Annotated in this window: 23 protein-coding genes, 3 tRNA genes and 1 pseudogene; 11 read left to right on the top strand and 16 right to left on the bottom strand. The window is 73.7% G+C overall.

Annotated features, from left to right (window positions below; translation table 11 throughout):
* Positions 1–43: 43 nt before the first annotated feature.
* A complete protein-coding gene (locus ACGFIG_RS19775) occupies positions 44–1,393 on the bottom strand; it encodes an ABC transporter substrate-binding protein (protein ID WP_393004822.1) in 1,350 nt (449 codons plus the stop codon).
* A gap of 155 nt (positions 1,394–1,548) precedes the next feature.
* Here ACGFIG_RS19775 and ACGFIG_RS19770 point away from each other — a divergent pair, with 155 nt between their 5' ends.
* Both ACGFIG_RS19770 and ACGFIG_RS19765 read left to right on the top strand, forming a co-directional pair.
* Positions 1,549–1,938, top strand: a complete 390-nt coding sequence (locus ACGFIG_RS19770; RefSeq protein WP_393004820.1) for a hypothetical protein — start codon at positions 1,549–1,551, stop codon at positions 1,936–1,938.
* A gap of 90 nt (positions 1,939–2,028) precedes the next feature.
* On the top strand, positions 2,029–2,736 hold the full coding sequence (locus ACGFIG_RS19765; RefSeq protein ID WP_393004818.1) for a DUF2786 domain-containing protein: 708 nt from the start codon (positions 2,029–2,031) through the stop codon (positions 2,734–2,736).
* Positions 2,737–2,748: 12 nt separating this feature from the next.
* On the opposite strand, the gene ACGFIG_RS19760 is transcribed toward ACGFIG_RS19765, so the two are convergent.
* Positions 2,749–3,264, bottom strand: coding sequence for an SRPBCC family protein (locus ACGFIG_RS19760; RefSeq protein ID WP_393004817.1), 516 nt, complete (start codon positions 3,262–3,264; stop codon positions 2,749–2,751).
* Between the two features lie 407 nt (positions 3,265–3,671).
* Between ACGFIG_RS19760 and ACGFIG_RS19755 the strand changes: the two genes are divergently transcribed.
* Positions 3,672–4,985 (top strand): hypothetical protein, encoded by a 1,314-nt coding sequence (locus ACGFIG_RS19755; protein WP_393004815.1) that lies wholly within the window; start codon positions 3,672–3,674, stop codon positions 4,983–4,985.
* 26 nt (positions 4,986–5,011) lie between these two features.
* Here the strand turns inward: ACGFIG_RS19755 and ACGFIG_RS19750 are convergent, their stop codons facing one another.
* Together ACGFIG_RS19750 and ACGFIG_RS19745 are read right to left on the bottom strand one after the other, a co-directional pair.
* On the bottom strand, positions 5,012–5,209 hold the full coding sequence (locus tag ACGFIG_RS19750; protein ID WP_393004813.1) for a hypothetical protein: 198 nt from the start codon (positions 5,207–5,209) through the stop codon (positions 5,012–5,014).
* A gap of 4 nt (positions 5,210–5,213) precedes the next feature.
* A complete protein-coding gene (locus tag ACGFIG_RS19745; protein ID WP_393004811.1) occupies positions 5,214–5,648 on the bottom strand; it encodes a VOC family protein in 435 nt (144 codons plus the stop codon).
* Between the two features lie 144 nt (positions 5,649–5,792).
* Here ACGFIG_RS19745 and ACGFIG_RS19740 point away from each other — a divergent pair, with 144 nt between their 5' ends.
* Positions 5,793–6,119 (top strand): hypothetical protein, encoded by a 327-nt coding sequence (locus tag ACGFIG_RS19740; protein WP_393004809.1) that lies wholly within the window; start codon positions 5,793–5,795, stop codon positions 6,117–6,119.
* Between the two features lie 132 nt (positions 6,120–6,251).
* On the opposite strand, the gene ACGFIG_RS19735 is transcribed toward ACGFIG_RS19740, so the two are convergent.
* The 8 genes from ACGFIG_RS19735 to ACGFIG_RS19700 all read right to left on the bottom strand — a co-directional run bounded on the left by ACGFIG_RS19735 (position 6,252) and on the right by ACGFIG_RS19700 (position 11,872).
* Positions 6,252–6,325, bottom strand: a tRNA-Phe gene (locus tag ACGFIG_RS19735).
* A 98-nt stretch (positions 6,326–6,423) separates the two neighbouring features.
* Positions 6,424–6,500: transfer RNA gene (locus tag ACGFIG_RS19730), tRNA-Asp, on the bottom strand.
* 32 nt (positions 6,501–6,532) lie between these two features.
* Positions 6,533–6,605: transfer RNA gene (locus tag ACGFIG_RS19725), tRNA-Glu, on the bottom strand.
* Between the two features lie 154 nt (positions 6,606–6,759).
* Positions 6,760–7,554: a polysaccharide deacetylase family protein gene (locus tag ACGFIG_RS19720; RefSeq protein ID WP_393004807.1), complete on the bottom strand. Its 795-nt coding sequence runs from the start codon at positions 7,552–7,554 to the stop codon at positions 6,760–6,762.
* Positions 7,555–7,629: 75 nt separating this feature from the next.
* Positions 7,630–8,580 (bottom strand): MerR family transcriptional regulator, encoded by a 951-nt coding sequence (locus tag ACGFIG_RS19715; protein ID WP_393004805.1) that lies wholly within the window; start codon positions 8,578–8,580, stop codon positions 7,630–7,632.
* Positions 8,570–9,178, bottom strand: coding sequence for an isopentenyl-diphosphate Delta-isomerase (gene idi, locus ACGFIG_RS19710; RefSeq protein ID WP_393004803.1), 609 nt, complete (start codon positions 9,176–9,178; stop codon positions 8,570–8,572). Before idi ends, ACGFIG_RS19715 begins: the two co-directional genes overlap by 11 nt.
* A 34-nt stretch (positions 9,179–9,212) precedes the next feature.
* On the bottom strand, positions 9,213–10,721 hold the full coding sequence (crtI, locus tag ACGFIG_RS19705; protein ID WP_393005572.1) for a phytoene desaturase family protein: 1,509 nt from the start codon (positions 10,719–10,721) through the stop codon (positions 9,213–9,215).
* On the bottom strand, positions 10,721–11,872 hold the full coding sequence (locus tag ACGFIG_RS19700; RefSeq protein ID WP_393004801.1) for a polyprenyl synthetase family protein: 1,152 nt from the start codon (positions 11,870–11,872) through the stop codon (positions 10,721–10,723). The genes crtI and ACGFIG_RS19700 overlap by 1 nt, the downstream gene beginning before the upstream one ends.
* A 64-nt stretch (positions 11,873–11,936) precedes the next feature.
* On the opposite strand from ACGFIG_RS19700, the gene ACGFIG_RS19695 reads away from it, so the two are divergent.
* The 6 genes from ACGFIG_RS19695 (at position 11,937) to ACGFIG_RS19670 (ending at position 19,376) form a co-directional block, all read left to right on the top strand.
* Positions 11,937–12,875: a phytoene/squalene synthase family protein gene (locus ACGFIG_RS19695; RefSeq protein ID WP_393004799.1), complete on the top strand. Its 939-nt coding sequence runs from the start codon at positions 11,937–11,939 to the stop codon at positions 12,873–12,875.
* Between the two features lie 164 nt (positions 12,876–13,039).
* A complete protein-coding gene (locus tag ACGFIG_RS19690) occupies positions 13,040–14,191 on the top strand; it encodes a CapA family protein (protein ID WP_393004797.1) in 1,152 nt (383 codons plus the stop codon).
* Positions 14,192–14,340: 149 nt separating this feature from the next.
* The gene (locus ACGFIG_RS19685; protein WP_393004795.1) at positions 14,341–16,548 is read left to right on the top strand and encodes a HAMP domain-containing protein; all 2,208 of its coding nucleotides are present in this window, start codon (positions 14,341–14,343) and stop codon (positions 16,546–16,548) included.
* Between the two features lies 1 nt (position 16,549).
* The gene (gene pgsB, locus ACGFIG_RS19680) at positions 16,550–17,827 is read left to right on the top strand and encodes a poly-gamma-glutamate synthase PgsB (protein WP_393004793.1); all 1,278 of its coding nucleotides are present in this window, start codon (positions 16,550–16,552) and stop codon (positions 17,825–17,827) included.
* Positions 17,824–18,309 (top strand): poly-gamma-glutamate biosynthesis protein PgsC/CapC, encoded by a 486-nt coding sequence (locus tag ACGFIG_RS19675; RefSeq protein ID WP_393004791.1) that lies wholly within the window; start codon positions 17,824–17,826, stop codon positions 18,307–18,309. The genes pgsB and ACGFIG_RS19675 overlap by 4 nt, the downstream gene beginning before the upstream one ends.
* A gap of 26 nt (positions 18,310–18,335) precedes the next feature.
* Positions 18,336–19,376 carry a C40 family peptidase gene (locus ACGFIG_RS19670; RefSeq protein ID WP_393004789.1) on the top strand — a complete coding sequence of 347 codons (1,041 nt, stop codon included), beginning with the start codon at positions 18,336–18,338 and terminating at the stop codon, positions 19,374–19,376.
* A gap of 12 nt (positions 19,377–19,388) precedes the next feature.
* Here the strand turns inward: ACGFIG_RS19670 and ACGFIG_RS19665 are convergent, their stop codons facing one another.
* The 3 genes from ACGFIG_RS19665 to ACGFIG_RS19655 form a co-directional block, all read right to left on the bottom strand.
* Positions 19,389–20,312 (bottom strand): hypothetical protein, encoded by a 924-nt coding sequence (locus tag ACGFIG_RS19665; RefSeq protein WP_393004788.1) that lies wholly within the window; start codon positions 20,310–20,312, stop codon positions 19,389–19,391.
* A 95-nt stretch (positions 20,313–20,407) separates the two neighbouring features.
* On the bottom strand, positions 20,408–21,172 hold the full coding sequence (locus tag ACGFIG_RS19660; protein WP_393004787.1) for a crotonase/enoyl-CoA hydratase family protein: 765 nt from the start codon (positions 21,170–21,172) through the stop codon (positions 20,408–20,410).
* A 75-nt stretch (positions 21,173–21,247) separates the two neighbouring features.
* On the bottom strand, positions 21,248–22,156 hold the full coding sequence (locus ACGFIG_RS19655; RefSeq protein ID WP_393004786.1) for a DMT family transporter: 909 nt from the start codon (positions 22,154–22,156) through the stop codon (positions 21,248–21,250).
* 161 nt (positions 22,157–22,317) lie between these two features.
* On the opposite strand from ACGFIG_RS19655, the gene ACGFIG_RS19650 reads away from it, so the two are divergent.
* On the top strand, positions 22,318–23,169 hold the full coding sequence (locus ACGFIG_RS19650; protein WP_393004784.1) for a Rieske 2Fe-2S domain-containing protein: 852 nt from the start codon (positions 22,318–22,320) through the stop codon (positions 23,167–23,169).
* Between the two features lie 333 nt (positions 23,170–23,502).
* Here the strand turns inward: ACGFIG_RS19650 and ACGFIG_RS19645 are convergent.
* Positions 23,503–24,651: pseudogene (locus ACGFIG_RS19645) on the bottom strand (LysM peptidoglycan-binding domain-containing protein); the annotation flags it as partial.
* Positions 24,652–24,654 lie beyond the last annotated feature (3 nt).

Genomic DNA, 24,654 nt, shown 5'->3' with positions numbered 1-24,654 from the left:
GCACCGGTGACCGGTGCGGCCGTTCGTGCCGATGGGGCGTGGCTCAGTGCCGGATCTGCACCCCGGCGTCAGCCAGCGCCCGGATCACCTGTGCGGACTCGGCGAAGCCGATGATCAGCACGGCCTCCGCGCCGAAGTTCTTGATCTCCTTCGCGCCCGCGTCGAAGTTCACCGGGTTCGCCTTGGCGTCCTCCGGCGGGTCGTAGGTCAGCAGCTTCAGCCGGTCGCCGTCGATGCCGGCCCGCTCCAGCTCGGCCCGGACGGTGCCCTGGAGGCCCTCGCCGTAGGAGTCCTTACGGGCCACGATGGCGATCTTCTGCGGCCCGTCGCGGAGGATCACGTCGGCCAGCGCCCGGCCCTGGAGGCTGTCCGGCGGGGCGGTGCGGAAGTAGAGGCCGTTGTCGTCCAGCTCGGTCAGGCTGGCGTCGGTGTTCGACGGGGCGAACAGCACCTTCCCGGCCTGCACGACGTCGGGCAGCACGGCCCGGGAGATGCCGGAGGCGCCGGCGCCGATGATGACGTGGACGTTGCGCCCGACGTGGCTGGCCACGGTGGCCTTGGCGACCGTCGGGTTGGTGCCGTCGTCGCCGTCGATCCAGACCACCGGCTCGCCGAGCACCCCGCCCGCCGCGTTGATCTCCTTGATCGCCAGCTTGGTGCCGGCGCTGAGCGGCGGGTACGCCAGGGCCAGGTCACCGGTCTGCGGCAGCAGGCCGCCCAGGACCAGCGGCGAGCCGTCGCTGCGGTCGGTGCGGCCGCCACGCTGTTTCTTCGCCTTCGGCGGGGCCTTGGTGCTCGCGGCCGACTCGTCACCGGCACCGACGAACTCGGTCTTGCCGTCGTTGAGCCGCTGGCCGTCGAAGTGCAGGGTGCCGTAGCTCGCGGTGGACGGCTCTCCGGCGTCGGTGAAACCGGCCCGGGTCAGCGAGACGCTGCGGTACTCGACGTCCTGGCCCGCCCGGGCCAGGGTCAGGCACTCCGCCACCCGCTCGCAGCGCTGCCCGCCGTTGGTGACCCCGACGATCTGCTTCGCGATGGCGGCCGGGTCCGTCGTGCCCGCGAGCTGGGCGGCGATCGCGCTGATCACCACCGCGTCGTACGCCTCGGCCGAGTAGAGGAAGTCGCCCAGTTTCGGGTCGATGGACCGTAGCCGGTTCTTGAAGTCCTCGGGCAGGGGCGTCATGGGCGTGGTGCCCTTCATGCCGTCGACCAGGCCGGCGCGATCCTTCAGCTCGGCAGGGTACGAGTTCAGCATGTTGCCGTCGGTGCCGTAGAGGCGCACCTGGTGGGTGACCGCCTCCTCGGGCTCATCGGTCCCGCAGGCGCTCGTGGCGAGCAGGAACGTCGCGCAGGCAGCCAGGGTGGCCGCCCGCGAGGCGCGTGACTTGAACATGGTCGTCCTTCCTCCGGCGAAGGTCCGCTGCGCACATTAGCGTGCTGGCGCGTGCTGCGGGACCACGGAGGTGCGTCAATCCGCAGGTCGCCCGCCCTGACTACGCACGGTAACCATCGGCGGATGGCTTGACCCTCCCCCGTACCGTGCTGTGGGTGACGGACTCACCACAGCAGACGCTCGACGACGCGACCGCCGTGCTCCGCTCGGCGCTGGCCGGGGACGGCGACGCGGTGGCGGGGGCGTTCGACGCGGTCGTCGACCGGTCGGGACTGGCCGGCGCGTACGGCGTGGCCTGGTGTCTTGCCGCGACGATGGTCGGCGATCCGGTGCCGGCGGGCGCGTGCGCGCTGGACTTCCCGGGCATCGACGAGGCGGGCTACGACACCCGCTGGGTGGCCCGCTTCGTCAGCGCGTACGCCAACGCCGACGACGACACCGGCGAGGCGCTGTTCGGGGCGGCGGCGGCCGACGGGCTGCTGCCGGAGTGCCTGCTCACGCTCGCCGGGTCGACCGTGGCGACGCTGCGTAGCCGGGCAACCTGACCGCTTTCGGGCCTCTTCGGCCGCGGGAAACGCCGGCGGCCGGTCGGTCGCGGTGCGGCGGGGCCGGGGCGGCGTGACAGGCTGAGGGGCATGTCCGACGCCATGCTCAGCAAGGTGCGCAAGCTGCTGGCCCAGGCCGAGGATCCGGCCTGCACTCCCGCCGAGTCGGCCGCCTTCACCGCCAAGGCCACCGAGCTGATCGCCCGCTACGGCGTGGACCGGGCGCTGCTGGCCGCCCGGGACCCCGCCACGGACCCGGTGGGCGACCGGGTGGTCGAGGTCGTCGCCCCGTACGCCCGGGACAAGGCCGGCCTCCTCGCCGCGGTCGCCGATCCGCTGCGTTGCCGCTGCGTGCGTCGCCGGGAGGGCGCCGGCTTCGCCATGCACCTGTTCGGCTTCGCCAGCGACCTGGAACGGGTCGAGCTGCTCTTCACGTCGCTACTGGTGCAGGCCGCGCACGGGCTGGCCGGCGCCGAGACGCCGGTCGGCGCCCACGTCGCCGCCTTCCGGCGGTCGTGGCTGGCCGGGTTCGCCCACGTGATCGGGGCGCGCCTGCGGGCGGCGGAGGCCGGGGCTGTCGCCGAGGCCGGCGAGCCCTCGGTGGCGCTGGTCCTGGCCGACCGGTCGGACCGGGTCCGGCACCGGGTTGCCGAGGTGTACCCGCGGCTGCGTACCGCCGCGCCCCGCCGGCTGGCCGGCGGCGGGTTCGGCCCGGGTGCCGAGGCGGGCCGTCGCGCCGACCTCGGCGGGCGTGGTGTCGCCACCGCACCGGGCGCACCTCCCGGCCTCGGCCGCTGACCCCGCCGCCGGTCAGCCGGCGTGGGCGGCGACCCTGGCGGCGTAGCGGGTGAGCAGCTCGTGCCAGCCGGCGGTCAGCGCCTGCCGGTAGCCCTCGGCGGCCTCGCCGTGCCGGTCGAAGTGTCGGTGCTCGACCTGCACCCGGGTCCGCTCCGGCCCGTCCGGGTGGAAGAGCACCTCCACCTCGCTCGCCTTCGCGGGATCCGGCACCGGTGCCCGATCGGCGCCGATCTGCCAGGTGAAGACCAGCCGCTCCGGCGGATCCCAGGTCAGCACCCGGCCCCAGTCGCAGCGGAAGCCGTGCGGCCCGATCTCGTAGAGCATGCCGCCGGCGCGCTGCTCCATGCCCAGGTCGGCGAGCTGCTCCGGCCCGGACCAGGTGTATTCCACCACCCACCACTGCGCCAAGGCACCGGTGAACACCTCGAACGCCAACTCCGCGGGGGCGGGGACCAGGAGGGCGCTGCGCAACACGAATCGTTCGGACTCTTGTCGGACGTCGGCCAGGTCAGCCATCTCCTGTCCCATAGGCCGGGACCATACCGGCTGATGCCCGGGTGCGCAGCTTCCTGCTTGCCGGCTTCGGGCTCTCTTTCCGGCCCTGTCCTACTGCTGGCGACCCTGCGGCCCAGGGGACGCATCGGCCGAGTGGGCCGCCGGGCTCGACGTGGCGGGAGCGCCGCCGCGTCGCGAGAGAAGGCCCGCGAGGCCGCCGTACGCGGGCCGGGCCGACGTGATCGGGGCGGGCGACCCCACGGGTTCGACCATCCGCTGCTGTCGGACGTCGACGGCGCGGTGGCGGAGCAGTTCCGCGCCGGTCACGGCCGTGCCCGGTGGCGGTCGCGTCGCCGCTCCGGCGGGATGTTCGCCCGGATAGCGGGTACCCGCGCCGAACGGTCCCGGCCGGCCCGGCCGGAGGATGCGGAGCGGGGATCATGAGCGAGAACGCGCAGCAGCGGGAACCGGAACGGCGCGGCGGGGAGGCCGAGCCTGTTCGGCGCGGCGGGGGCGGTGAGCCCACCCGTCGGGGCGGGGAGGCCGAGCCGGACGTCCTGCTGGACATCCCGGAGGTGTCGGTCGACTCGATCCGGCTCGCGGTGGACGGGTTGGACGCCGACGTGTCCCTGCGCACCCGGCTGGCCAATCTCCTCGAACTCGACGCCGGGGTCCGGGTGCATCTGCGGGGCGTCGAGCTGGACATCACCGGGGTGCACGCCGAGGCGCTGCTCAAGGTGCGGCTGGAGAAGCTGGTGGAGATCCTCGACCGGGCCCTGACCACCATCGACCGCAATCCGCAGATCATCGAGGCGCTGTCGCGTACGGCGACGGCCTCCCTGGACGACGTCGACCGGGCGACGCAGCGGGTGACCAGGCTGGGCGATCAGCTTCCCGGTGGGGTCGGAAAGCTTCCCACACCTGCCGGGCAGGGTCCGTTGGAGCGGCCCGGCGGCGCGACCGACGACCTCGGTCAGCAGGTGGGCGCGATCGGCGCGGTCGCCGACCGGACCCTGCGGGAGCCGGGTGGCCCCGGGCGGGGCGGGGAGCCCGGAGCCGGACAGGCTGGGACGTCCGGGACCGGGGAGGGTGGGAAACCCGGGGCTGGGCAGGCCCATCCGGGTGGCGGCCTCGCGAGCGGATCGGGGGGCGGAGGCGAAGAGGGCCAGGCGCAGCGCGCCCGCGAGCAGGCGCAGCGCGAGGCGACCCACCGGGAGCCGGGCAAGCCCGAAGAACCGGAACGCGGCCAGGGCGGGCAGCAACCGGGTGGGCAGCCATCGGGCGGTCCGGGCCAGGGCGGGCAGCAACCGGGCGGTCCGGGGCACGGTGGGCAGCAGCCGGGCGGTCCGGAGCGGGGCGGGGCGCCATCGGGTGGTCCGGGCCAGGGCGGGCAGCAACCGGGTAGTTCGGGGCAGGGTGGGCAGCGGCCCGGTGGTTCGGGGCAGGGTGGGCAGCGGCCCGGTCGAGAGGAACAGACCGCGCAGAAGCCGGGCGGCGAGAGGGTCGGTGGCCCCGGGGGAGGAACGGCCGGCGGTCCCGGCGGTGGGCAGGGTGCCGGGCAGCGTGAGCCCTCGGGCGGTCCCTCCGAGGGCGGACCGGGCGGAAAGACCGAAACCTCCGGCGGTGCAGGTGGCGGCGCGCAGAGCGCGGTCCAGTTCGCCGAGCAGGCGGGAGAGACGCTGAGGCAGGCCGGTCGGAGCGTCTGGGAGGCGATCCAGGGCGGGATGGCCCAGCACCGCCAGCAGAAACGCTGACGCGGCGGCGTGGCCGGCCATGGTGATCAGTCGAGGACCCGCAGTACGGTCGTGACCACCACGAAGAGAGCGATCGACGCGCCCGAGGTGATCCGTACCCACCAGGGGCTGCTGGTGGGTACGCGCAGGAACAGGGCAGCCGCCACGCCGACCACGACCATCTGACCCACCGCCAGGCGCCCCGGGTTCATCACCTGCGCTGTGGGCGGTGCCGCCAGGGGCATGCCGTCAAACGGAGGTCGCCGCGACGCAGAACTCGTTGCCCTCCGGGTCGGCCATGACGATGTGGTGCCCGGTGACGTCCTCCAGGACGGTCGCGCCCGCCTGCACCAACTGCTCGGACTTGGCCCTGATCCGCGCCCAGCGCTCGTCGGGGGTGCCGTGCCCGGGCACCCGGACGTCGATGTGCAGGCGGTTCTTCGCCGTCTTCGGCTCGGGGACCTTGAGGATGGAAAGCGCGGGCCCGACGCCCCGGGGATCGCACAGCCACGCCCCGTCGTCGACCGAGTCGTCCTCGGGCAGGTCGAAGCTCGCGTACCACTCCTCGCGGGTGCGGAAGGGGGCGGGCGGCGGCTCGTCGACATAGTCCAGCGCCGTCTTCCAGAACTCGCCGAGGAGCTTCGCGTCCCTGCAGTCGAGGGTCAAACTGATCCTGATCGCCACGGCGGGACGGTAGCGCGCACGTCCGACAGCGCGGCCCGGCCAAAGGAGGTTCCGCTCCTGATGACCGTCGATCCGGGGGTGGGGCCGTGTCCGGCCGGGGCGGAGGCGTTCTTCCGGCCTTGACGTCACTCCGATGATGGCCTCATGAGCGTGGACGACCCGGACCCGGTGATGATCGCCCTGCGCGTGGCGATAGTGGTCCTCAGCCTGGCCTGGGTCGTCCTCGGACTGCGTGTGGCCACGTCACGACGGTTTCCCGCAGCCTGGGTTCGGCTCGCTCGCCTGACGCCGAGCCAGCAGGCCCAGCCCGTCCGTCTGGGCGGCGCCCAGGCCATGATCGGTGCGGGCCTGCTGATCCAACAGGCGCCGTTTGTCATCGCCGTGCCCTATCCGGTGGGAGTCGCCCTGTTCGCGGTCTCCCTGGCGTTGCTGCTGACCGCAGTGGGACTGTCCGCGCCGCTCCGGCGCTAGCCACGCCTGGCGAGGGCTGGGGCCGTCAGGGGGCAGGAGCCGGGCAGCGTCGATTCGCCGGGAGGGCGTACAAGAAGATCCCCACCTGCGTTTCCGCTGGTGGGGATCCCTTTAGCCCGGCGAAAGGCTATGTGGCCAGGGGCGGGGTCGAACCGCCGACCTTCCGATTTTCAGTCGGACGCTCGTACCAACTGAGCTACCTGGCCGTGTTGCTCGGTTCATGCTACCCGCACGGCGAATTCTCCGCCGGGAGGGTCACACGCCCCGATACGCAGAAAGCCGCGCATGGCGCGGCGTTCAGCGCTGGCGGTCCTGACGGGACTTGAACCCGCGACCTCCGCCTTGACAGGGCGGCGAGCACTCCAACTGCTCCACAGGACCTAGCTTTGTTGCCTCCGACCGAAGCCGGACCGTGCCCCCAACGGGATTCGAACCCGTGCTACCGCCTTGAAAGGGCGGCGTCCTGGGCCGCTAGACGATGAGGGCGGCCCCGCCATCATTGCACACTCGCAACTTCAAGCGGACTTGCTCCCATCCGGCCCCGCCGGAGGCTTGGATAGCTTACGTGATGGTCGGTCTCTCGACCAAACCGGTATGGCCCCAGCCACAACGCCCGACAAAACCGCAGGTCAAGAGGGTTCTAGCGGAGCTGGGCGATGCCGAAGCGGCGCTTCAGGTCGGTGATCAGGTGTGGGCAGGCGGCAAGCGTGGCAGCCCGATCGCCGCCCCCGTCGTGCAGCAGTACGACGGAGCCGGGCCGGGCGGCGGCGCGTACCCGCTTGGAGATCGTCGCGGCGGTCGGCTTGCCCCAGTCCTGCGGGTCGACGTTCCAGTGCAGCGACCGCATGCCGAGCTGCCTGGCGACCGTCACCACCTCGCTCGTCCACCGGCCGCCCGGCTGGCGGTAGAACGGCACCTTGGCGCCCGGCACCGCCGCCCGGATGGCCGCGTTGGTGCGCAGGAGGTCCCGCCGGATCTCGGCGACCGGCCGCCGGGCGAGTTGCAGGTCGTGGTTCCAACTGTGGTTGCAGAGCTGGTGGCCCTCGCGCACGATCCGCCGGAGCAGCTCGGGGTGCCGGCGGGCCTGCGTGCCCACCACGCAGAACGTGGCGGTGACCCGGGCCGCCCGGAGGCGGTCGAGGACCTTCGGCGTCCAGTGCGGATCCGGCCCGTCGTCGAAGGTCAGCGACACCGTCCGTGCGCCGGTCGTACGACGCAGGCCCGCCGGAAGCTTGGGCGGCAGCGGGCGGACCAGCCGCCTGGGCGGGGCGGTGGGGGTCGGCCGTGGGCTGACCGACGGCGTCGGCTCGGCCGGCAGCGGGGCGGAGGCGACGGGGTCGGGGCCGGCGGCCCGCCGGCCGCTCGTGGCGCCGTCGCCGCAGCCGCCGAGGAGGAGCAGGGCCAGACCGGCGGCCAGCAGGGCGCGTGGACGCATCGTTCGCTCCCGGAGGGGTCGGGGTCGACGGACCTCCCGACGCTAGTGGACGCCGTTTCGCGTCGGGACCCCCGGTCAGTACGCCGAGGCCTGGCCCAGCGAGTCGCACAGCGCGAGCGCCAACGAGACCGCCTCGCTGAGGTCGACCGGCCGCACCACCCCGGCGGGGAGCGAGTCCGCCAGCCAGCCCGGCCCCGCGGCGAGCACCAGCAGCGGGCGGCGGGGCGCGGCGAGCAGGGCGTTGAGCTGGGCGGGGTCGGCGGTGGCCCGGGTGTGCGACCAGATCACCGCGGCGGCCGGCCCGGTCCGGCTGACGGCCTCGACCAGCGCGGGCAGCGGCATCCGGGCGCCGAGCATCCGGTAACCGACGCCGGCCTCGGCGAGCGCGGCGGCGAGCGCCTCCAGCGGCAGGGTGTGCTGCTCCTCGTCGGCGCAGGAGAGCACGATGCGCGCCGGGCCGGCGGGCGCGGCGGCCCGGGCGACCACCGCGAGCGCCTCCGAGACGCAGCGCGACATCAGGTGCTCGACCTCGATCAGGGCACCGGTGGCGGCGTGCCGCTCGCCGATGCCGAAGAGCACGGGGCGCAGCAGGCCGTCCCAGGTGGCGATCACCCCGTCCGCGTGCAGGGCCCGGGCGATCGTCTCGCCGATCGCCACCGAGTCCAGCCGCATGGCGGCGCGGGCCAGCCCGCGGGCCGCCGGCCCGGCCCGGCCGACCGGAATCGTCGATCCGCCGCCGTCCCGAGCGCCGACGGTGGGAACCCGTGGCTGCGCGCCGGCGTCGGCGGGTACGGCGTCCGGCGCGCGGCGTGCCCAGCGGGCCGCCTCCGCGGGGGTGACCCCCTGGGCGGTGAGCCGACGCATGATCTCCAGGCGCGCGAGGTCGGCCGGCGTGTAGCGCCGGTGGTGCCCGGGGACGTGCTCGCTGGGCCCGAGGCCGTAGCGCTGGTGCCAGGTGCGCAGGGTGGTGACGGCGACACCGAGCCGCCGGGCGACGGCCCCCGCGCTCAGTGCCTCATCGGCCACCCGACCGCTCCGGCGCGTCGTTCGGCGGCGGCCCGACCGGGTCCGGCGGGCCGACGGTCGGCCCCGCGGGGTGCAGCAGCCGGTCCACCACCCCGCCGAGCCACGGCGCGTACGGGCGGGGGTCGGTGTCGATGTCGGCCAGCAGGGCGACGGGGTCGACCCAGCGCAGCTCGGCCACCTCGTCGGGGTCGGGCAGCAGCGGGTCGCCCGGCTGGAACCCGCCCCGCAGGACGTGGTCGTACTCGAACTCGATCCGACCGGTCGCCGGGTCCTCGGCGTAGTAGACGTACACCCCGACCTCGGTCAGCTCGACCGGGCCGGCGCCGAGTTCCTCGCGCAGCCGGCGGTTGGCGGCCTCGACGAGGGACTCGCCGGGCGCCGGGTGGCCGCAGCACGCGTTGGCCCAGCGCAGCGGGAAGCGGGTCTTCACCGGCGCCCGCCGTTGCAGCAGCACCCGGCCGTCGGGGTCGACGAGCAGTACGGAGAAGGCGCGGTGGAGCTGGCCCGGGGCCTGGTGGGCGGCCGACACGGTGGTCTCGCCCCGGGGACGCCCGGCGTCGTCGACGAGCTCGACGAGGTGCTTCTCGCGGGTGGTCACGGCAGGTGTCTCCCGGGTCGGAGGGGGAGGGCCATCAGGCACCTCCGGTGATGCGGCCGGCGGCGAGCTTGCCGGAGATGAGCACCATGGGCACGCCGACGCCGGGCTGGGTGCCCGAGCCGACGAAGACGACGTTCGACAGCGTCCGGTGCAGGTTCGACGGGCGGAACGGGCCGGTCTGGAAGAGGCTGTGCGCGGCGGCGAACGGGGTGCCGGCGGCCATGCCCTGCTCCGCCCACTCGGCCGGGGTCACCGCCCGCAGCACCTCGACGCCGGCGCCGAAGCCGACATAGCCGCGCTCCTCCAGGGTGCCGACGAGCTGGTCGGCGTAGCGCTCGGTGAGGTCGCCCCGCCAGTCGAAGGGCGCCCGGTCGAGGTTGGGCACCGGGGCGAGCACGTAGTAGGTGTGCCGCCCGGCGGGCGCCACGGACGGGTCGGTCCGGCTCGGGTTGGTGACCAGCAGGGACGGGTCGCTCATCAGCTCGCCCCGCCGGATGACCTCATCGAAGGTGCCCTTCCACGACCGTCCGAAGTGGATGTTGTGGTGGGCGATCTTCCCATATCCCCGGGTCGACCCGACGTGCAGGACCACGCAGGAGGGGGAGTAGGTGAGCCGGCGCGGACGGCTCGGGGGCAGCAGGTCCCGGTAGGCGACCGGCAGGTCGGGATTGAGCACGACCACGTCGGCCGGGATCAGCTCGCCGTCGGCGGTCACGACGCCGCTGGCCCGGCCGTGCGCGGTCTCCACCCGGGTCACCGTGGTGTCGTAGCGGATCTCGACGCCGTGCTTCTCGGCGGCGCCGGCCATGCCCCGGGAGACCGCGTGGATGCCGCCGCGCGGGAAGTAGACGCCGGCCACCGAGTCGAGGTACGCGATGACCGCGTAGATGGCCAGCGCGTCGTGCGGCGCGAGGCCCGCGTACATCGCCTGGAAGGAGAAGATCCGCTGGGTGCGGGGATCCCGGAAGAACTGGTTGATCTTCGTCTGGAGCCGCCGGAACGCGCCGCCGGCCAGCAACCTGACCAGGTTGCCGGTGAGCAGGTCGGTGGGGGCGTCCAGGTTGCGCTCGATGAAGTCGGCGCGTTCCCACTGCCAGAGCTTGCGCGCGTAGTCGACGAAGCGCAGGTAGCCGTCCGCCTCGCGGGGCCCGCACACCCGGGCGATCTCGGCGGCCATCCGGGTGGTGTCGGTGATGACGTCGAGGGTCGAGCCGTCCGGGTAGTACGCCCGGTAGGCCGGGTCGAGCGGGGTGAGGTCGAGCCAGTCGTCCAACTCCTCACCGACCGCACCGAGCGCCTCGGCGATCAGGTCGGGCATGGTGAGCACGGTCGGCCCGGTGTCGAACTCGTAGCCGTCCACGCTGAGGCGGCCGGCCCGGCCACCCGGCACCGGCTCGCGCTCCAGCACGGTCACCTGCCGACCGCTGCCCGCCAGGTGCAGCGCGCAGGCCAGACCGCCGAGCCCGGCTCCGACGACGACCACCCGGTCCGTACGCCCGTCGACGGTGCGCACGCGACCACCTCCTTGTGCGAAGTTGCCCATCATGCCCGCCGACTGGTGGCGGCGGTGGCGAGACCGGCCAGCGCTGTGCGGGCGGTCTCGTCGATCGACGCGGTGCCGAGCGCGGCCAGCGCCTCGGTGACCCGGTCGGAGATCATGCGCTCGACCCGCTCGACGGCCCCGGTGCCGGCGACCAGTTCGGCGAGGCGGTCGACCTCCGCGTCTCCCATGCCGGCGCCGAGACCGTCCAGCGCGCGCCGCTGGGTCGGGGTGGCGAGCTGCCGGGCCAGCATGAGCAGCACGGTCGGCTTGCCGGTGCGCAGGTCGTCGCCGGCCGGCTTGCCGGTGGCCGCCGGGTCGCCGTAGACGCCGAGGAGGTCGTCGCGAAGCTGGAAGGCCTCGCCGACGGCGAGCCCGTAGCGGGTGTAGGCGGCGGTCAGCGAGTCGTCGGTGACGCCGGCAAGGCGGGCGCCGAGGAGCAGTGGCCGTTGCACCGTGTAGCTCGCGGTCTTGTAGCGGGCGACCCGCAGTGCCCGGCCGGCCGACCAGTTCGCCGCGTCGCTCTCGCCGAGCACGTCGAGGTACTGCCCGGCGATCGTCTCCACGCGCATCTGGTCGTAGCAGCGCCGCACGTCGAGCAGGCGGGCCGGCGGCAGCGCCGCCTGCCCGAGCAGCCGATCGGCCCACACCATGCAGAGGTCGCCGATCAGCACCGCGACCGTCTCGCCGAACCGACGCGGGTCGCCCCGGTGGCCGGCGGCGGCGTGCCGGGCGGCCAGCGCCTCGTGCACGCTCGGCTGGCCCCGGCGGGTGGCGGAGGCGTCCATCACGTCGTCCTGCACGAGCGCGAAGGTGTGCAGCAGTTCCAGGGCGGCGAACGCGGGCAGCACCGACGCCAGCGGACCGGTGCCGTCCGGCACGCCACGCCACCCCCAGTAGGCGAACGTGGGGCGGACCCGCTTACCGGCGGCCAGCACGCAGTCGCGCGCCGTCGCGGCGAATCCGCCCATCGCCGCGTCGATCTCGGTCAGCGCGTCGACCTCGGTGGCCAGGAAACCGGCGAGAGTGCTCTCCACCGCCGTGACCAGGTCCTTCGTGTACGCGGCCAGGACCGCGCGAACGGGATCGTCCCCCTCGGCCGGGCCGACAGGAACGACGCGGAGCGAGTCACCCGTAACTGCGTCGTTGGCCATGCGGCCGAGCGTACCCTAGGCTACGAGTTGCGTCGATTGTTGCGTCGGTAATTGAGGAGGGCCGGTGGACACCGATCTCGCCGCGGCCTATGGCCGCTGCCGTGAGCTGCACAAACGGCACGGCCGCACCTACTATCTCGCCACCCGGCTCCTACCCACATGGAAACGGCGACATGTCCACGCCTTGTATGGATTCACGCGCTACGCCGACGAGATCGTCGACCGCACGGAGGAGCTGCCCCCGGCCGAGCGCGCGGCCCGACTCGACGACTGGGCCGGCCGCTTCGTCGCCGGGCTGCACGGCGAACCGGTGGACGACCCGCTGCTCCCCGCCGTGCTGCACACGATCGCCGTCTTCGATCTCGACCGGGACGACTTCGCGTCCTTCCTCAAGAGCATGGCGATGGACCTGACGGTCACCTCGTACCGCACCTACGACCAGCTGCTCGACTACATGGAGGGCTCGGCGGCGGTGATCGGCACCATGATGCTGCCGATCCTGGGCAGCTCCGACCCGGCGGCGGCCCGGGAGCCGGCCCGCCAGCTCGGCTTCGCCTTCCAGCTCACCAACTTCATCCGGGACGTGGCCGAGGACCTCGACCGGGGGCGGACCTACCTGCCCGACGACGACATGGCCCAGTTCGGCGTCACCCGCGAGGAGTTGGTCGAGGCGCGCGCCCGGCGTCACGCCACGCCGCGGATCCGGGAGCTGATCGCGTACGAGGTGACCCGCGCCCAGACGCACTACGCCGCCGCGGCCCCCGGGATCACGTTGCTCGCACCCGCCTCGCAGGCCTGCATGCGCACCGCGTACGCGCTGTACGGCGGGATCCTGGACGAGGTGGCCGCGCGGGACTACGACGTCTTCGCCGGCAGGGCCCTGGTGCCGCAGCGCCGCCGGATGGCGGTGGCCGCCCGCGCCCTGCTCACCCCCGTCGGCACGCCGGTGGTGGTTCCCGGGCCCGCCGTGGTGCCCGGTCCGGTGGCCGTGCCGACCCCGTGACGGCCCCGCTGCCGCCGACCGTCCGGCGACGGTCGGCGGCACGGTGCCGTGGCGGGCTCCGGAGATCGGGAAGTCGGCGGGCGTACTAGCCTGGCGCGGTGGCGAGCGATTCTCACTCGGGCGGCCGTGGGCTCCCGGGTCCGGTGCGGGCGGTTCTCAGCAGCGTGACCGCTGTGGCGTTGGCGCTGGGCGCCATCTACGCCCTCGGGCCCTGGTCGTCGGAAGCGCCCCTGTCGGGCGGTGCTCCCCGTCCGGTGGGCGCTCCCGTGCAGGTCGACGGCCGTACCGTTTCCGTGCTCGGTGCGGGCGACATCCTCGTCCACCCCGAGTTGTGGGACCAGGCCCGCCGCGACGGCGGTGGCCAGCTGGACTTCGGCCCGATGCTGGCCCCGGTGCGCCAGGCGGTCAGCGCGGCCGACCTGGCCCTGTGTCACCTGGAGACCCCGCTGGCCCCGCCGGGAGGCCCGTACATCGGCTTCCCCAAGTTCAGCGTGCCGCGCGAGGTGGTGCAGGCCATCAAGAGCACGGGGTACGACGGCTGCTCGACCGCGTCGAACCACAGCCTCGACCAGGGGCAGGACGGCATCAAGCGGACCCTCGACGCGCTGGACCAGGCGGGCCTCGGGCACACCGGCACCTACCGGACGAAGCGGGAGTCCGGCGAGCCCAAGATCTACCGGGCCAAGGACGTGAAGATCGGCCACCTCAGCTACACCAAGAGCTTCAACGGCCTGCGCCCCCCGGCCGGCAAGGAGTGGGTGGCGAACCTGATCGACGTGGAGGCGATCCGGCGCGACGCCGCGGCGTCCCGCGAGGCCGGCGCCGAGATCGTCGTGGTCAGCCTGCACTGGGGCACGGAGTACGAGCACGAGCCGGACGTCGACCAGCAGACCTGGGCCCGCCAGGTCGCCGCCATCGAGGACGTGGACGTCGTCTTCGGGCACCACGCGCACGTCGTGCAGCCGATCGAGCGGATCGACGGCACCTGGATCATCTACGGCATGGGCAACCAGATCGCCCGGCACGCCGAGCCGCTGAACGTCAACCGGGACGGTGCGATGGTCCGGGTCACCTTCGCCCCGACGCGGCAGACGAAGAGGTGGAAGGTGGTGGCTGTTGAGGCGCTCCCCACCTTCGTTGATCTTAATCCGGCCATCCGTTTGGTCGATCTCGAACAGCGGTTGGCCGATCCGGCGCTCTCACCCGGACGGCGCAGGATCTACGAGGCGGCGGTCGAGCGGATCGAAGGAAACCTCCTGACCAGGGCAACCGAATCGGCGGGCCTCGTGGTGCGCGGGGTCGCCCCGCCCCGCTAGCCGCCGGCGTCCCAACGGCGACGACCGATCGGTCACGGACCACCTTCGACAGCCCCTTGCTAGCATCTCGCCGCGACCGCCTGCCGGTCGGCAGGTCAGACGGATCCGGGTGATCCGACGGGGGGCTGTACCGGGAGAGGTTGTCGTTCATGCCAGGCAGGTCGGCGCCGCTCGCCTTAAAGGACTTCGACGCGGGCTCCGTCGAGGATCAGAAGCAGCTGGTGGCCTGGCGGCGGCGGGCCCTGGACCAGCAGTTGCCGGCGGCGGCCTTCCCGGCCGGGACGAGCGCGCCGTCCCTGGTCTACCTCTGGGCCACGATGTTCGTCGTCGCCGTCGCCGTCCTGGGCTTCGCGCTCCACGGCCAGCGCGGCGTGCTGCCGGCAGTGGTCGACTCGCAGCGGGACGTCGTGACGAAGCTGGCCTCCAGTCTGCGACTCGAGGCGAGCCGCACCTTCGTCGAGCTGGAACGCACGGTGTCCGCGCGGGGGACGACGCCCGACGCCGAGTTGCTGGCCCGGGTGGTCGGCGACGGCACCGGATACAACGGCGCGGCGGTCGTGGAGACGACGTCCCGGCAGGTCCTGGCCGCCAAGGGCGCCGCCCCGCCCATGGACCTGCTGCCACCGGTGCTGCCGACCGGTCACGCGTTCGCGGTCACCACGGCGGACGGCCCGCTGCTGGTGTATCCCGCCGTGCTGGACGGCACGCGTGTCGTCCTGGCGACGCGCCCGGTGACCATGCGCAACCTGCGGCTCAACCCGGACGCGGGACACGGCGTCCACATGCTCACGGCCGACGGCCGCAGCAGCCTGATGCAGGGCGCGAACACCGTCGCCCCCGGACACCTGCCGAAGGTCTTCGAGGGGCTGTCCGCGTCCGGCTCGCGACAGAGCCGCGAGATCGTGGTCAAGGAGTGGGCGGACCGCCGGTTGCTGGTCTCGTCCGCGCCGGTCGGCGACACCGGGCTCGTGGTCGTCTCCCTGCTCAGCACGGAGGTCAGCGAGGGCACCTCGAGCGTCGGCGGGATCCTGCTCGGGGCCAGCCTGCTGGTCACGGCCCTGGCCAGCTTCCTGCTCATGCGCAAGTCGTTGGTCCGGCCGGTGCGGGCGCTCCTCAGCCAGGCCAAGGCCGACGCCTGCGGCGCCCAGACGCCGCAGCGCGCTCCGATGCGGATCCGCGAGGCCCATCGGATCGCGCGCGCACTGGCGCTGACCTCCGGTGACCAGTTCGCACCGGGCAACCGGTGGCGGCCGACCGTGCTCCAGGGACTGACCGTCGCCGTCGTGGTCGCCCTGCTCTGGCCGGCGGCGGCCATCGTGATCGCGTTCCAGGCCGACGATCCGACGATCCCCGTCCAACTGGTACGCGACGAGGAGAACCGGGCGGAGGAAGCCAGCAGCGCCCTCGGCAACCTGCTGAACGACGGGCTGTCGACGGCCTCGCGCGTCTCCCGGGCGGTGGACGTGCGGGACGTGGCGCGGACCGAGCGGATGCTTGAGCGGGAACTCGGCGACGAGCGACGGTTCCGGGCGCTCTACCTGGTGGATCAGAGCGGAAAGGTGGTGGCCGGGGCCGGCCGGGATCCGCTGCGTACCGCCGAGCCGGTGCCGGGCGAGATCGGCGTGCGCCTCGACAACGCCGTGGACCGGCTGCCGGTGGTGTACGCCTTCAACCAGCTCGACGACGGCCACGCGGTGATCGGGGAGTTCGACCCGGACCGCCTCCTCGCTCTGGTCCGCCGGGTCGACGGTCGGGTCCGGGTCGTCGACGCGGATCTGCGTACGATCCTGGACTCGGAGGGTTTCCAGGTCTTCCAGCCGCTACAGGGCGAACTGGCTCGGGAAGTCGCCGTCGAGGTGTTGCCGGGCACGACCGTCGGCCGGTCGACCACCGGGGACGGGCAGCCCGCGCTGATCGCCGCCACCGGGCTGACCGCGCCGTCGACGGTCGCGCACCTCGAGTGGGCCGTCGTGGTCGAACAGGACGTCGCGGTCCTGCGCCTGCCGGCGTCGGTCGAGCGGCGCTGGACGCTGCTGCTGGCCGGCGGGGTGGTGGGCATCATCCTGCTCACGCACGTCTGGCAGCTCTACATCTTCGTCCGGCCGTTGCGGCGGCTCGCGTCCTTCGCCGACCGCATGAGTCAGGGGACGCTCGACCTGCCGGTGCCGCCGCAGCGTCACGACGACATCGGCGCGCTCGCCATGTGCATGGAGATCTGCCGCCAGGTCCGCCACACCGGGTCCGTCCGGTTCGGTGGGGCGCTGCGCATGCGCGGTGCGGGCACCGACCGCACCACGGTCCTGCCGCGGGTCCGGCGGACGGCGGGGGCGCACGGCAGCCGGGCGACGAAGGGCTGACATGTTCTACCTCTACACCGTCTACAGCCTCTGCTGCCTCGCGCTCGTGGTGGCGGGAGTGATCGAGCAGCGCAACCACTACCGCAACCTCAACACCATCCCGCACCGGGTGCTGGTGAACGGGATCCGGGGCAAGAGTTCGATCACCCGGCTCTGTGCGGGCGCGCTGCGCGGTGGCGGGAAGGTGGTGGTGGCGAAGACCACCGGCACCGCCGCCCGGTTCATCTTCCCGGACGCCAGCGAGGAACCGGTGCACCGCAAGTTCGGGATCGCCAACGTCGTGGAGCAGATCGGCATCGTCCGGCGGGCCGCCGTCTACCACCCGGACTCGCTGGTGATCGAGTGCATGGCGGTGATGCCGGCGCTTCAGGAGATCAACCAGAGCAAGCTGATCCGGTCGAACATCGGGGTGCTGTGCAACGTCCGGGAGGACCACCTCGCCGAGATGGGCCCCACCCTCGACGACGTCGCGCGGTCGCTGAGCCGCTCGATGCCCGAGGGCGGCATCTGCATCACCGCCGAGAAGGACAGGCTGTCGATCCTGGAGCAGGAGGCGGCCAGGCGGAACTGCCGGTTGATCGCGGTGGACCCGGAGTCGGTGACGGATCAGGAGATGGCCGGCTTCGGGTGGATCACGTTCAAGGAGAACGTGGCCATCGCGCTCGCCGTCGCCGCTGAACTCGGGGTCGACCGGCGCAGCGCGCTGACGGGCATGTGGTCGGCGCCGCCCGATCCCGGAGTGCTGTCCGTCGCCCGGGTCCTGCACCGCAACCAGCGGGTCCGGTTCGCCAACATCTTCGCGGCCAACGACCCGGAGTCGACGTACATGAACATCGAACAGCTCGAGAAGCAGCGGCTGATCGGCCGGCCGTTGACGATGGTGATCAACTGCCGGCCCGACCGTGTGGAGCGGAACGGGCAGATGGGTACGCTCGCCGGCCGGGTGCAGCCGCAGAGCGTCGTGCTGATCGGTGAGATGACCCGCAGCGCCCGGGTCAACGTTCCGGCCGAGCTGCAGAGCCGGGTCGTCGACCTGGGCGGCAAGCTCCCGCCGGACCGGTTGCTGGCCGAGGTCATGGCGGCCGCGGGCGAGAACGGGTCCGTGGTGGCGGTCGGCAACATCCACGGACAGGGCGAGGTGCTGTTGCACGAACTGGCCGCGCTGCCGAGCTGGGAGCCGCAGGACGGCGCCCGCGGCGACTCGATGCTCCGGACGCAGACGACGCCCGGTTTCGACCTGGACGGCGAGACCGTCTTCCTGGAAAGGACCCGTCGGTGACGTTCGGAGGAGAACTCAGTGCGCAGCTCGCCACCGCCTGCCTCGGCATCGGCCTGGTCTTCGCGCTGCTCTGCTATCTGACCACCAACCTGTCGCCCGGCGGCATGATCACCCCGGGCTGGATCGCGTTGGCCCTGATCGAGGACCCGCTACAGGCGGGGGTGATCGTCGTGATGACCGTCGTCACCTACGGCCTCACCCGGCTGATGCAGCGGATGGTGATCCTCTACGGCAAGCGCCTCTTCGCCGCGATCGTGCTGCTCAGCGTCTTCCTCCAGATGACGCTCTTCGTGATCGTCCAGCGTGACCTGCCGCTGCTCTTCGCGCACCAGACCCTGGGCTTCGTGGCCCCGGGGCTGATCGCGTACCAGCTCGTGCGGCAGCCGCCGAAGGCGACCGTGCTGGCCACTCTGATGGTCACCGCCATCACCTACGGCGTTGCCTTCAGCGGCGTCGTGGCCGGCTTCGTCCCGGTCACCTGACTGAGACCCACCTACGAGGGATCGGCATGAACTACCGGACCTACTCCCGTACCCAGGCGATGCTGATGACCGTCGCCGCCTTCGCCCTCCTGGCGGGTGGGAGCTCCTTCACCTACGTGGCCGTGCGCCACACCACCCCCGAGCCGGTCGAGCTGACTCTGGGCGAGGAGGCCGAGGTCGCCAGCACGACCGCCGGCGAAAACTACCGGCGGTTGACCGGGCCGGACCGGACCGAGATGCTCGATGCGGAGGGCAGGACGGTCGCGATCATGACCGACGGTGCCCGTACGGTGCACATCGCCGGCCCGCGACGCACCTTCGCCGAGCCACGGTTCACCAAGGCCAAGGTGGAGGCCGAGTTCTGGGTGCGGCTCGCCCCGAAGGAGTGGCGGGCGGGCGCGGAGAAGGAGAAGTGGTTCGTCGACTGGCTGGCGAAGGCCCGCAAGGACCGTTCACCGGATGTGCTGGCGGTGGCCCGCGAGTACACCTATGTGGCGAAGCCGAAGAAGGACGCGGAGGGACGCCAGTACTCCGGCGACGCGGCCTTCGGGCCACTGTCGGACAAGGACCCGGACGGCCGCGCGGAGAACTCGGACTTCTACGACTACCTCGGGGTGTCGTGGTCGTTCCCCGACAAGGAGGAGAAGCCCGCGGCGGCGCACATCCGGAGCCTGGACTGCTCGGGCTTCCTGCGGATGGTCTACGGCTACCGGCTCGGCTACCCCCTGCGCGGCACCAACACCGCCGGCCCGGGTCTGCCCCGCCGCGCGTACGCGATGGCCGCCGTGGGACCGGGCACCCTGCTGATGCCGAACACCGGCAAGCGGGCGCGCGAACTCGACCGGCTGCTCCCCGGAGACCTGCTCTTCTTCAACGCAGGCCCGGTGCAGGGCGCCAACATCGAGCACTCCGGGATGTACCTCGGTGTGGACGACCGTGGCCACCACCGGTTCATCTCCAGCCGTACCACGGCCAACGGGCCGACCATGGGCGACCTCGGCGGCGAGTCGATCCTCGACGGCACGGGCTACTGGGCGCTGCGCTGGCGGACCGCCCGCCGGATCTGACGCGGCCGGGGGTCACGCCGGGGTGAGTTGGCCCGCCAGCGCGGCCACCACCAGGTCCCTGGCCTCCGCGTCGCGCCGGAAGGACCAGCTCAGCTCCAGGTGCACGAAGACGCTCTTCGCCTCGGCGGCGGCGCGGCCCTGCTCGTTGCGCTTCCCCTCCAGTTGGCCGCACCGGTTGACCCACGCCCGGCAGACCTTCAGGCCGGCGTCGGAGAGGCCGTCGGCGATCCGGCGGGCGACCGGACGCACCGGGGCCGAGCCGGTCGACACCACGGCGTCGGAGGACGGCAGGTTCCGGTCGGCGAAGCCGTGCAGCTGGACCTGGTCGAGGCCGTTCTCGGCGAACTCGATCGCGAGGACGTGGAACAGCGACCTCTTGTTGTGCGCCACGTCGGCGTCGCCGTTCCCGGCCTCCCGGTGGGCGCCGGCGACCAGGAGCACGCTGGCGGGCACCTGGCGGTGCAGCGACAGCCCCAACTTCTCCGTGTTGATGTCGAACCCCGGATGCGGCACCTCGATGACCGTGCGTGGCGTCGCGCTCCGGTCCACCAGCACGGCACCCCACGTCCGGTCGTCGGAGCCGCTGGCGAGGTAGAGGCTGAACGGCCTGCCGGTCGCGGGGTCGGCCCCGTGGTGGGCGTCCAGGCCCAGTTCCGCGAAGAGCGGATCCGTGTCGGCGGTGGTGCTCCAGTCGTCGAGCAGGGCGCGTACCGCCTGCCGGGCCGTCGCCCGCTCCGTGGAGTCCGGATCGCGGTAGGGGTTCTCCCGGGACAGCCCGGCGGTCAGCCCGGCGATGAGCAGCTCCGGGTCGGGATCCTCCCGCTTGCCCGGCTCAAGCTTCTCGTCGGCGCAGGCACCCGTGCCGAGTAGCGCGACGGTCGCCGCCGCCAACAGTTCCCGACGGGTCGGACCAGGGGCCGTAACCGGTCTGCGCACCCGTGCAGGCTAGCCGAGGCGCCCGGGGGCGCGGTGTGCCGATCCACCGGGGCGTTCCGGGGTGCCGACGGGCTTCGGTGGGTCGCACGCCGCCCTCAGCGCGCGGGCTCGCCGTGCCGGCCCGCGCCGGCGGCGAACCGGGCGGCCCCGGCCGCCGCGTCGGCGGCCAGCGACTCCGTCCCGTACGCCAGCTCGACCTCCAGCGCCGCCGGTTCCGGCAGGCCGGCGCCGGCGAGCACCGCGGCCCGGTCGTTGCGCAGGCAGGTCTGCGGGTGCCGGGCGATCTCGGCCGCCAGCCGCTCGGCCGCCGCCCGGGACTCGCCCGGCGCGACCAGCCGGTTCACCAACCCCATGTCGTACGCCTCGTGGGCCGGCACCGGCCGGCCGGTGAGGATCAGGTCCATCGCCCGGCTCTCGCCGATCAGCCGGGGCAGCCGGACCGTGCCCCCGTCGATCAACGGCACCCCCCAGCGGCGGCAGAACACCCCGAGCACCGCGTCGGACTCGGCGACCCGTAGGTCGCACCAGAGCGCCAGCTCCAACCCGCCGGCCACCGCGTGACCGGAGATCGCGGCGATCACCGGCTTGCTGAGCGCCATCCGGGTCGGACCCATCGGGCCGTCCCCCTGCGCCTCGACCCGGTTGCCGCTCGGCGTGCCGATGGCCTTCAGGTCGGCCCCGGCGCAGAACGTGCCGCCGGCTCCCCAGAGGACCGCCACCGAGGCGTCGGGGTCGGCCTCGAAGGCGCGGAACGCGTCGGCCAGCGCCCGCGCCGTCGCCCCGTCGACCGCGTTGCGGGCCGCCGGCCGGTCCAGGATCACCGTGGTCACCGCCGCGGCGCGTTCGACGCGTACGCCCATCGGGACAGCATGCCCCCGGCGGTGCCGGTGGCGCCAGGGGCGCCGGTGCGGGGCGGCGCCGAGGCGCCAGGGGCGTCAGGGCCGGCGCGGGCGGACCAGGGTGGCGCCCAGCGCGGCGCCCACCACGCAGGCCACCCCGGCCACCTGCGGCCAGGCCAGCAGCTCGCCCAGCAGCACCAGCCCGACCAGCGCGCCGATCGCAGGTTCCAGGCTGAGCAGGATCGCGAAGACCCGGGCCGGCATCCGGCGCAGCGCCGCCATCTCCGCCGAGTACGGCAGCACCGACGACAGCAGGGCCACCGCCGCGCCCAGCGCGAGGGTCCACGGGTCGAGCAGGGCCGTGCCGCTGCTGGCGACCCCGAACGGCAGTACGGCCAGCGCGGCGACGGTCATCCCCAGCGCGAGGCCCCGGCTGCCCGGCACCCGGGCGCTGACCGCCTTGCCGAGCAGCACGTAGCCGGCCCAGCCGACCGCCACCGCCAGGCAGCACAGCAGCCCCAACCGGTCCACCCCGGTCCCGCCGAGCCCACTGATCAGCAGCACCCCGCCGCCGGCCAGCACCGCCCACGCCACGTCGGCGAGCCGGCGGCTGGCGGTGAGCGACACCAGCAGCGGCCCGGCGAAGCCGATGGTGACCGCGACGCCGAGCGGCACCCGTTCCAGAGCCGCGTAGAAGGCGAGGTTCATGACCGCCAGGGACAGCCCGAACGCCCCGACCAGCCCGGCGGTACGCCAGCCGAGGCGCAGCCCCGGCCGGGCCAGGACCAGCAGGACGAGCGCGGCGAAGCCGAGCCGCAGCGTGGTGGTGCCGCCCGCGCTGGTGCTGCCGAAGAGTTGCTTGGCGACGGCCGCCCCGACCTGGGTGGAGAGCATGCCGAGCAGCATCAGCAACGGGGGCGGCACGGCCCGGGGCTGCCCCAGCGCGAGCGTCAGGCGGCTCGCCGGTCGACCGGCCGGCAACAGGCGGGAGGAGAGTGCGTACACGCGGACCACAGTGGCCGTGGACGGTACGGTCCGCGACCCGATTCCCACGCCCGGCCAGCGGCGCGTCCCGTTTACGGGCCGGCGGGGGCCTCCTCACGTACCGCTGCGGATCCGTCACCGCCGACCGGTTTGCGGCGGCTCCTGCCGGGAAGTCGGTACGGGTGCGAGCAATCCTGACGAAGATCGAGCAGGCATCCGGGCTGGACCGGGTCGGCGACCGGTTGCAGCGTGCCGTCCAGGCCACCCTCCGACCGCAGCGGGTCCGTGACCTGCTGCACGGCGTCTGGCTGGGCCATCCGCTGCACCCGGCGATGGTGCAGGTGCCGGTCGGCGCGTGGATCAGCACGGCGATGCTGGACCTGATGCCGGGGCAGCGCCGGGCCGCCACCACCCTGTGCGCGGTGGGTACGGTCAGCGCGCTGCCGGCCGCGGTCGCCGGCCTCAACGACTGGGCCGCGCTGGCTCGCGACCAACGCCGGGTCGGCCTGGTGCACGCCGCGGCCAACAGTGTCGGCCTCGCGTTCTACGCCGGCTCGGTGGCCGCCCGGACGACCGGCCGGCACAACCTCGGCCGTACGCTCGGCTTCCTCGGCCTCGGCGCGGCCAGCATGGGGGCGTACCTCGGCGGGCATCTGGCGTACAAGCAGGGCGCGCAGGTCAATCAGAGCATCTCCGAGCTGCACCGGATGAGCGACGGCTGGCACTCCATCGCCGACATGGCCACCCTCCCGCAGCGCGAGCTGATCACCCGGGAGGTCGACGACGTCTCGGTGATCCTCTACCGGCACGGCGAAGAGGTCACCGTCATGCTGGAGCGTTGCCCGCACCAGAGCGGCCCGCTGGGCGAGGGCGAGGTGCAGGAGATCGACGGGCACGCGTGCGTCGTCTGCCCGTGGCACGGCAGCGCGTTCCGCCTCAACGGCGGCGAGGTCGTGCACGGCCCGTCCGGCAACGACCAGCAGATCCTGCCGACCCGCGTCGTCAACGGCGTCCTGGAGACCCGCCTCCCCTGACCGGGTCCCACCCGGCCGGCGTGGGTCACGCCCACGGTGTGGAACACGGCACCACTCTGCCCACCGCCCACGGCGGGTCGGTCAGGGGCGGCGGTGGCGGCCGATCGACGTGTCGGGCGTGGAGCCGCTGTGGGCCCGGCCGGTCAGCCCGTTGTCGTGGGTGCCGGCGCCCGGGGCGGTCGTGCCCGCGTGGTCGCTGGGGTGCGCAGAGGGGCCGGCAGGGGATGCCGCCTCGTGGCTGTCCGTACCGCCCCGGCCGGCCGTGGTCGACCTGCCGCGCGACGTGGTGCGGACCCCTCCGCGACCCGCGCCGCGTCCCGCCAGGACGGTGCCACGGCGGGCGGCGACCGTGGACCGGCCCGCGCCCGCCGGCACGTGCGCCGGGCGGCGGCGCAGGCCCAGGACCGCGCCGATCTGCGCGCCGACGATGCTCGCCACCGCCAGGACGGCGGAGACCGCGAGGGGCCGGTTCACCCGGTCGGGGTCGCTGGCCCGGGCCGCCCCCACCGTCACCGTGGGGGCCTGACCAGCGTCCGTCGCCGGCAACACCGGGGCCTCGGCCGCCGGCGGGGCCGGCGTCGCGCGTTCGGGGGTGGCCTGCCCGGGCGCCGGTTGCGGAGCCGGCCGCGCGGGCGCGGGCGTGGTCGGGCGGGCGACGAGGCGGCCGGTGGCGTGCCGGCGGGCACCCCGGTCCTCGGCGTCTCCGGGAAGCTTCAGGAGCTGCCCCGGGTGGATCCGGTCGGGGTCGCCGAGCCGGTTCAGCTTCGCCAGTTCCCGGTAGTCGTCGAACTCGTCCAGGTAGCGCTGGGCGACGGCGCCCAGGTGATCGCCCCGGGCCACCCGGTAGACCGCCACCCCGTCGTCGGAGGTGACCGACGCGTCCGAGACTGCCGACGCGTCCGAGGTGGCCGACGCGGGCCGCACGTGCGGAACATCCGTGGCGGGCTGAGCGGGCAGGGCGGCCGACAGCGGCCGGGCGACCTGAGCCGTCGAGGCGGGCCAGGTGTGCGACAGCGGGGCGGCCTCCGCACGGGCCACCGACGCGGCCGAGGCCGCCGTCGTCGCGTACGGGCCGGCGACCGCCGTCGCCGCGCTCGCCGCCGGGCTCGCCGCGAGGATCAGCGCGACGGAACCGACCAGCGCGGCGGCGGCCCGCTGCTGGCGGCTCATGCCGGGCAGTCGGGGCGCGGGCCGGCGCAGCACCTGCGCGCAGAGCTCGACCAGCACGGAGAAGGCGAACGTGGCCCAGCCGAACCAGCCGGCCAGGGCCAGCGCCCGCAGGAAGAGCCGCCCGTCGTCGCGGCTGGTCAGCGTCGAGCCGATCTCCGCGACGGTGGGAACGTGGTCGGGCAGCGGGTTGCCGGCGAGGGCGAGCAGCGCCACCGGCGCGCCGACCAGCACCGCGCAGAGCACGACGAGCGCGCCGAACCCGGTCAGGATCCGTCCGGTCCGCCGTACGACGGAACGCCCCGATGCGGCCATGGC

The organism is Micromonospora sp. NPDC049048 (genome assembly GCF_043197615.1).
Classification (GTDB): domain Bacteria; phylum Actinomycetota; class Actinomycetes; order Mycobacteriales; family Micromonosporaceae; genus Micromonospora.
Note: the sequence above shows the minus strand (reverse complement) of the source record. Positions and strands in the feature narration are given on the sequence as shown.

What these genes read in the sequence shown, in the direction of transcription:
- ACGFIG_RS19670 (WP_393004789.1), top strand. Translation starts at nt 18,336, where the DNA reads ATGAACTACCGGACCTACTCCCGTACCCAGGCGATGCTGATGACCGTC.
- ACGFIG_RS19755 (WP_393004815.1), top strand. Translation starts at nt 3,672, where the DNA reads ATGAGCGAGAACGCGCAGCAGCGGGAACCGGAACGGCGCGGCGGGGAG.
- crtI (WP_393005572.1), bottom strand. Translation starts at nt 10,721, where the DNA reads ATGGGCAACTTCGCACAAGGAGGTGGTCGCGTGCGCACCGTCGACGGG.
- ACGFIG_RS19765 (WP_393004818.1), top strand. Translation starts at nt 2,029, where the DNA reads ATGTCCGACGCCATGCTCAGCAAGGTGCGCAAGCTGCTGGCCCAGGCC.
- ACGFIG_RS19760 (WP_393004817.1), bottom strand. Translation starts at nt 3,264, where the DNA reads ATGGGACAGGAGATGGCTGACCTGGCCGACGTCCGACAAGAGTCCGAA.
- ACGFIG_RS19685 (WP_393004795.1), top strand. Translation starts at nt 14,341, where the DNA reads ATGCCAGGCAGGTCGGCGCCGCTCGCCTTAAAGGACTTCGACGCGGGC.
- ACGFIG_RS19775 (WP_393004822.1), bottom strand. Translation starts at nt 1,393, where the DNA reads ATGTTCAAGTCACGCGCCTCGCGGGCGGCCACCCTGGCTGCCTGCGCG.
- pgsB (WP_393004793.1), top strand. Translation starts at nt 16,550, where the DNA reads ATGTTCTACCTCTACACCGTCTACAGCCTCTGCTGCCTCGCGCTCGTG.
- ACGFIG_RS19750 (WP_393004813.1), bottom strand. Translation starts at nt 5,209, where the DNA reads ATGCCCCTGGCGGCACCGCCCACAGCGCAGGTGATGAACCCGGGGCGC.
- ACGFIG_RS19700 (WP_393004801.1), bottom strand. Translation starts at nt 11,872, where the DNA reads ATGGCCAACGACGCAGTTACGGGTGACTCGCTCCGCGTCGTTCCTGTC.
- ACGFIG_RS19660 (WP_393004787.1), bottom strand. Translation starts at nt 21,172, where the DNA reads ATGGGCGTACGCGTCGAACGCGCCGCGGCGGTGACCACGGTGATCCTG.
- ACGFIG_RS19720 (WP_393004807.1), bottom strand. Translation starts at nt 7,554, where the DNA reads ATGCGTCCACGCGCCCTGCTGGCCGCCGGTCTGGCCCTGCTCCTCCTC.
- ACGFIG_RS19740 (WP_393004809.1), top strand. Translation starts at nt 5,793, where the DNA reads ATGAGCGTGGACGACCCGGACCCGGTGATGATCGCCCTGCGCGTGGCG.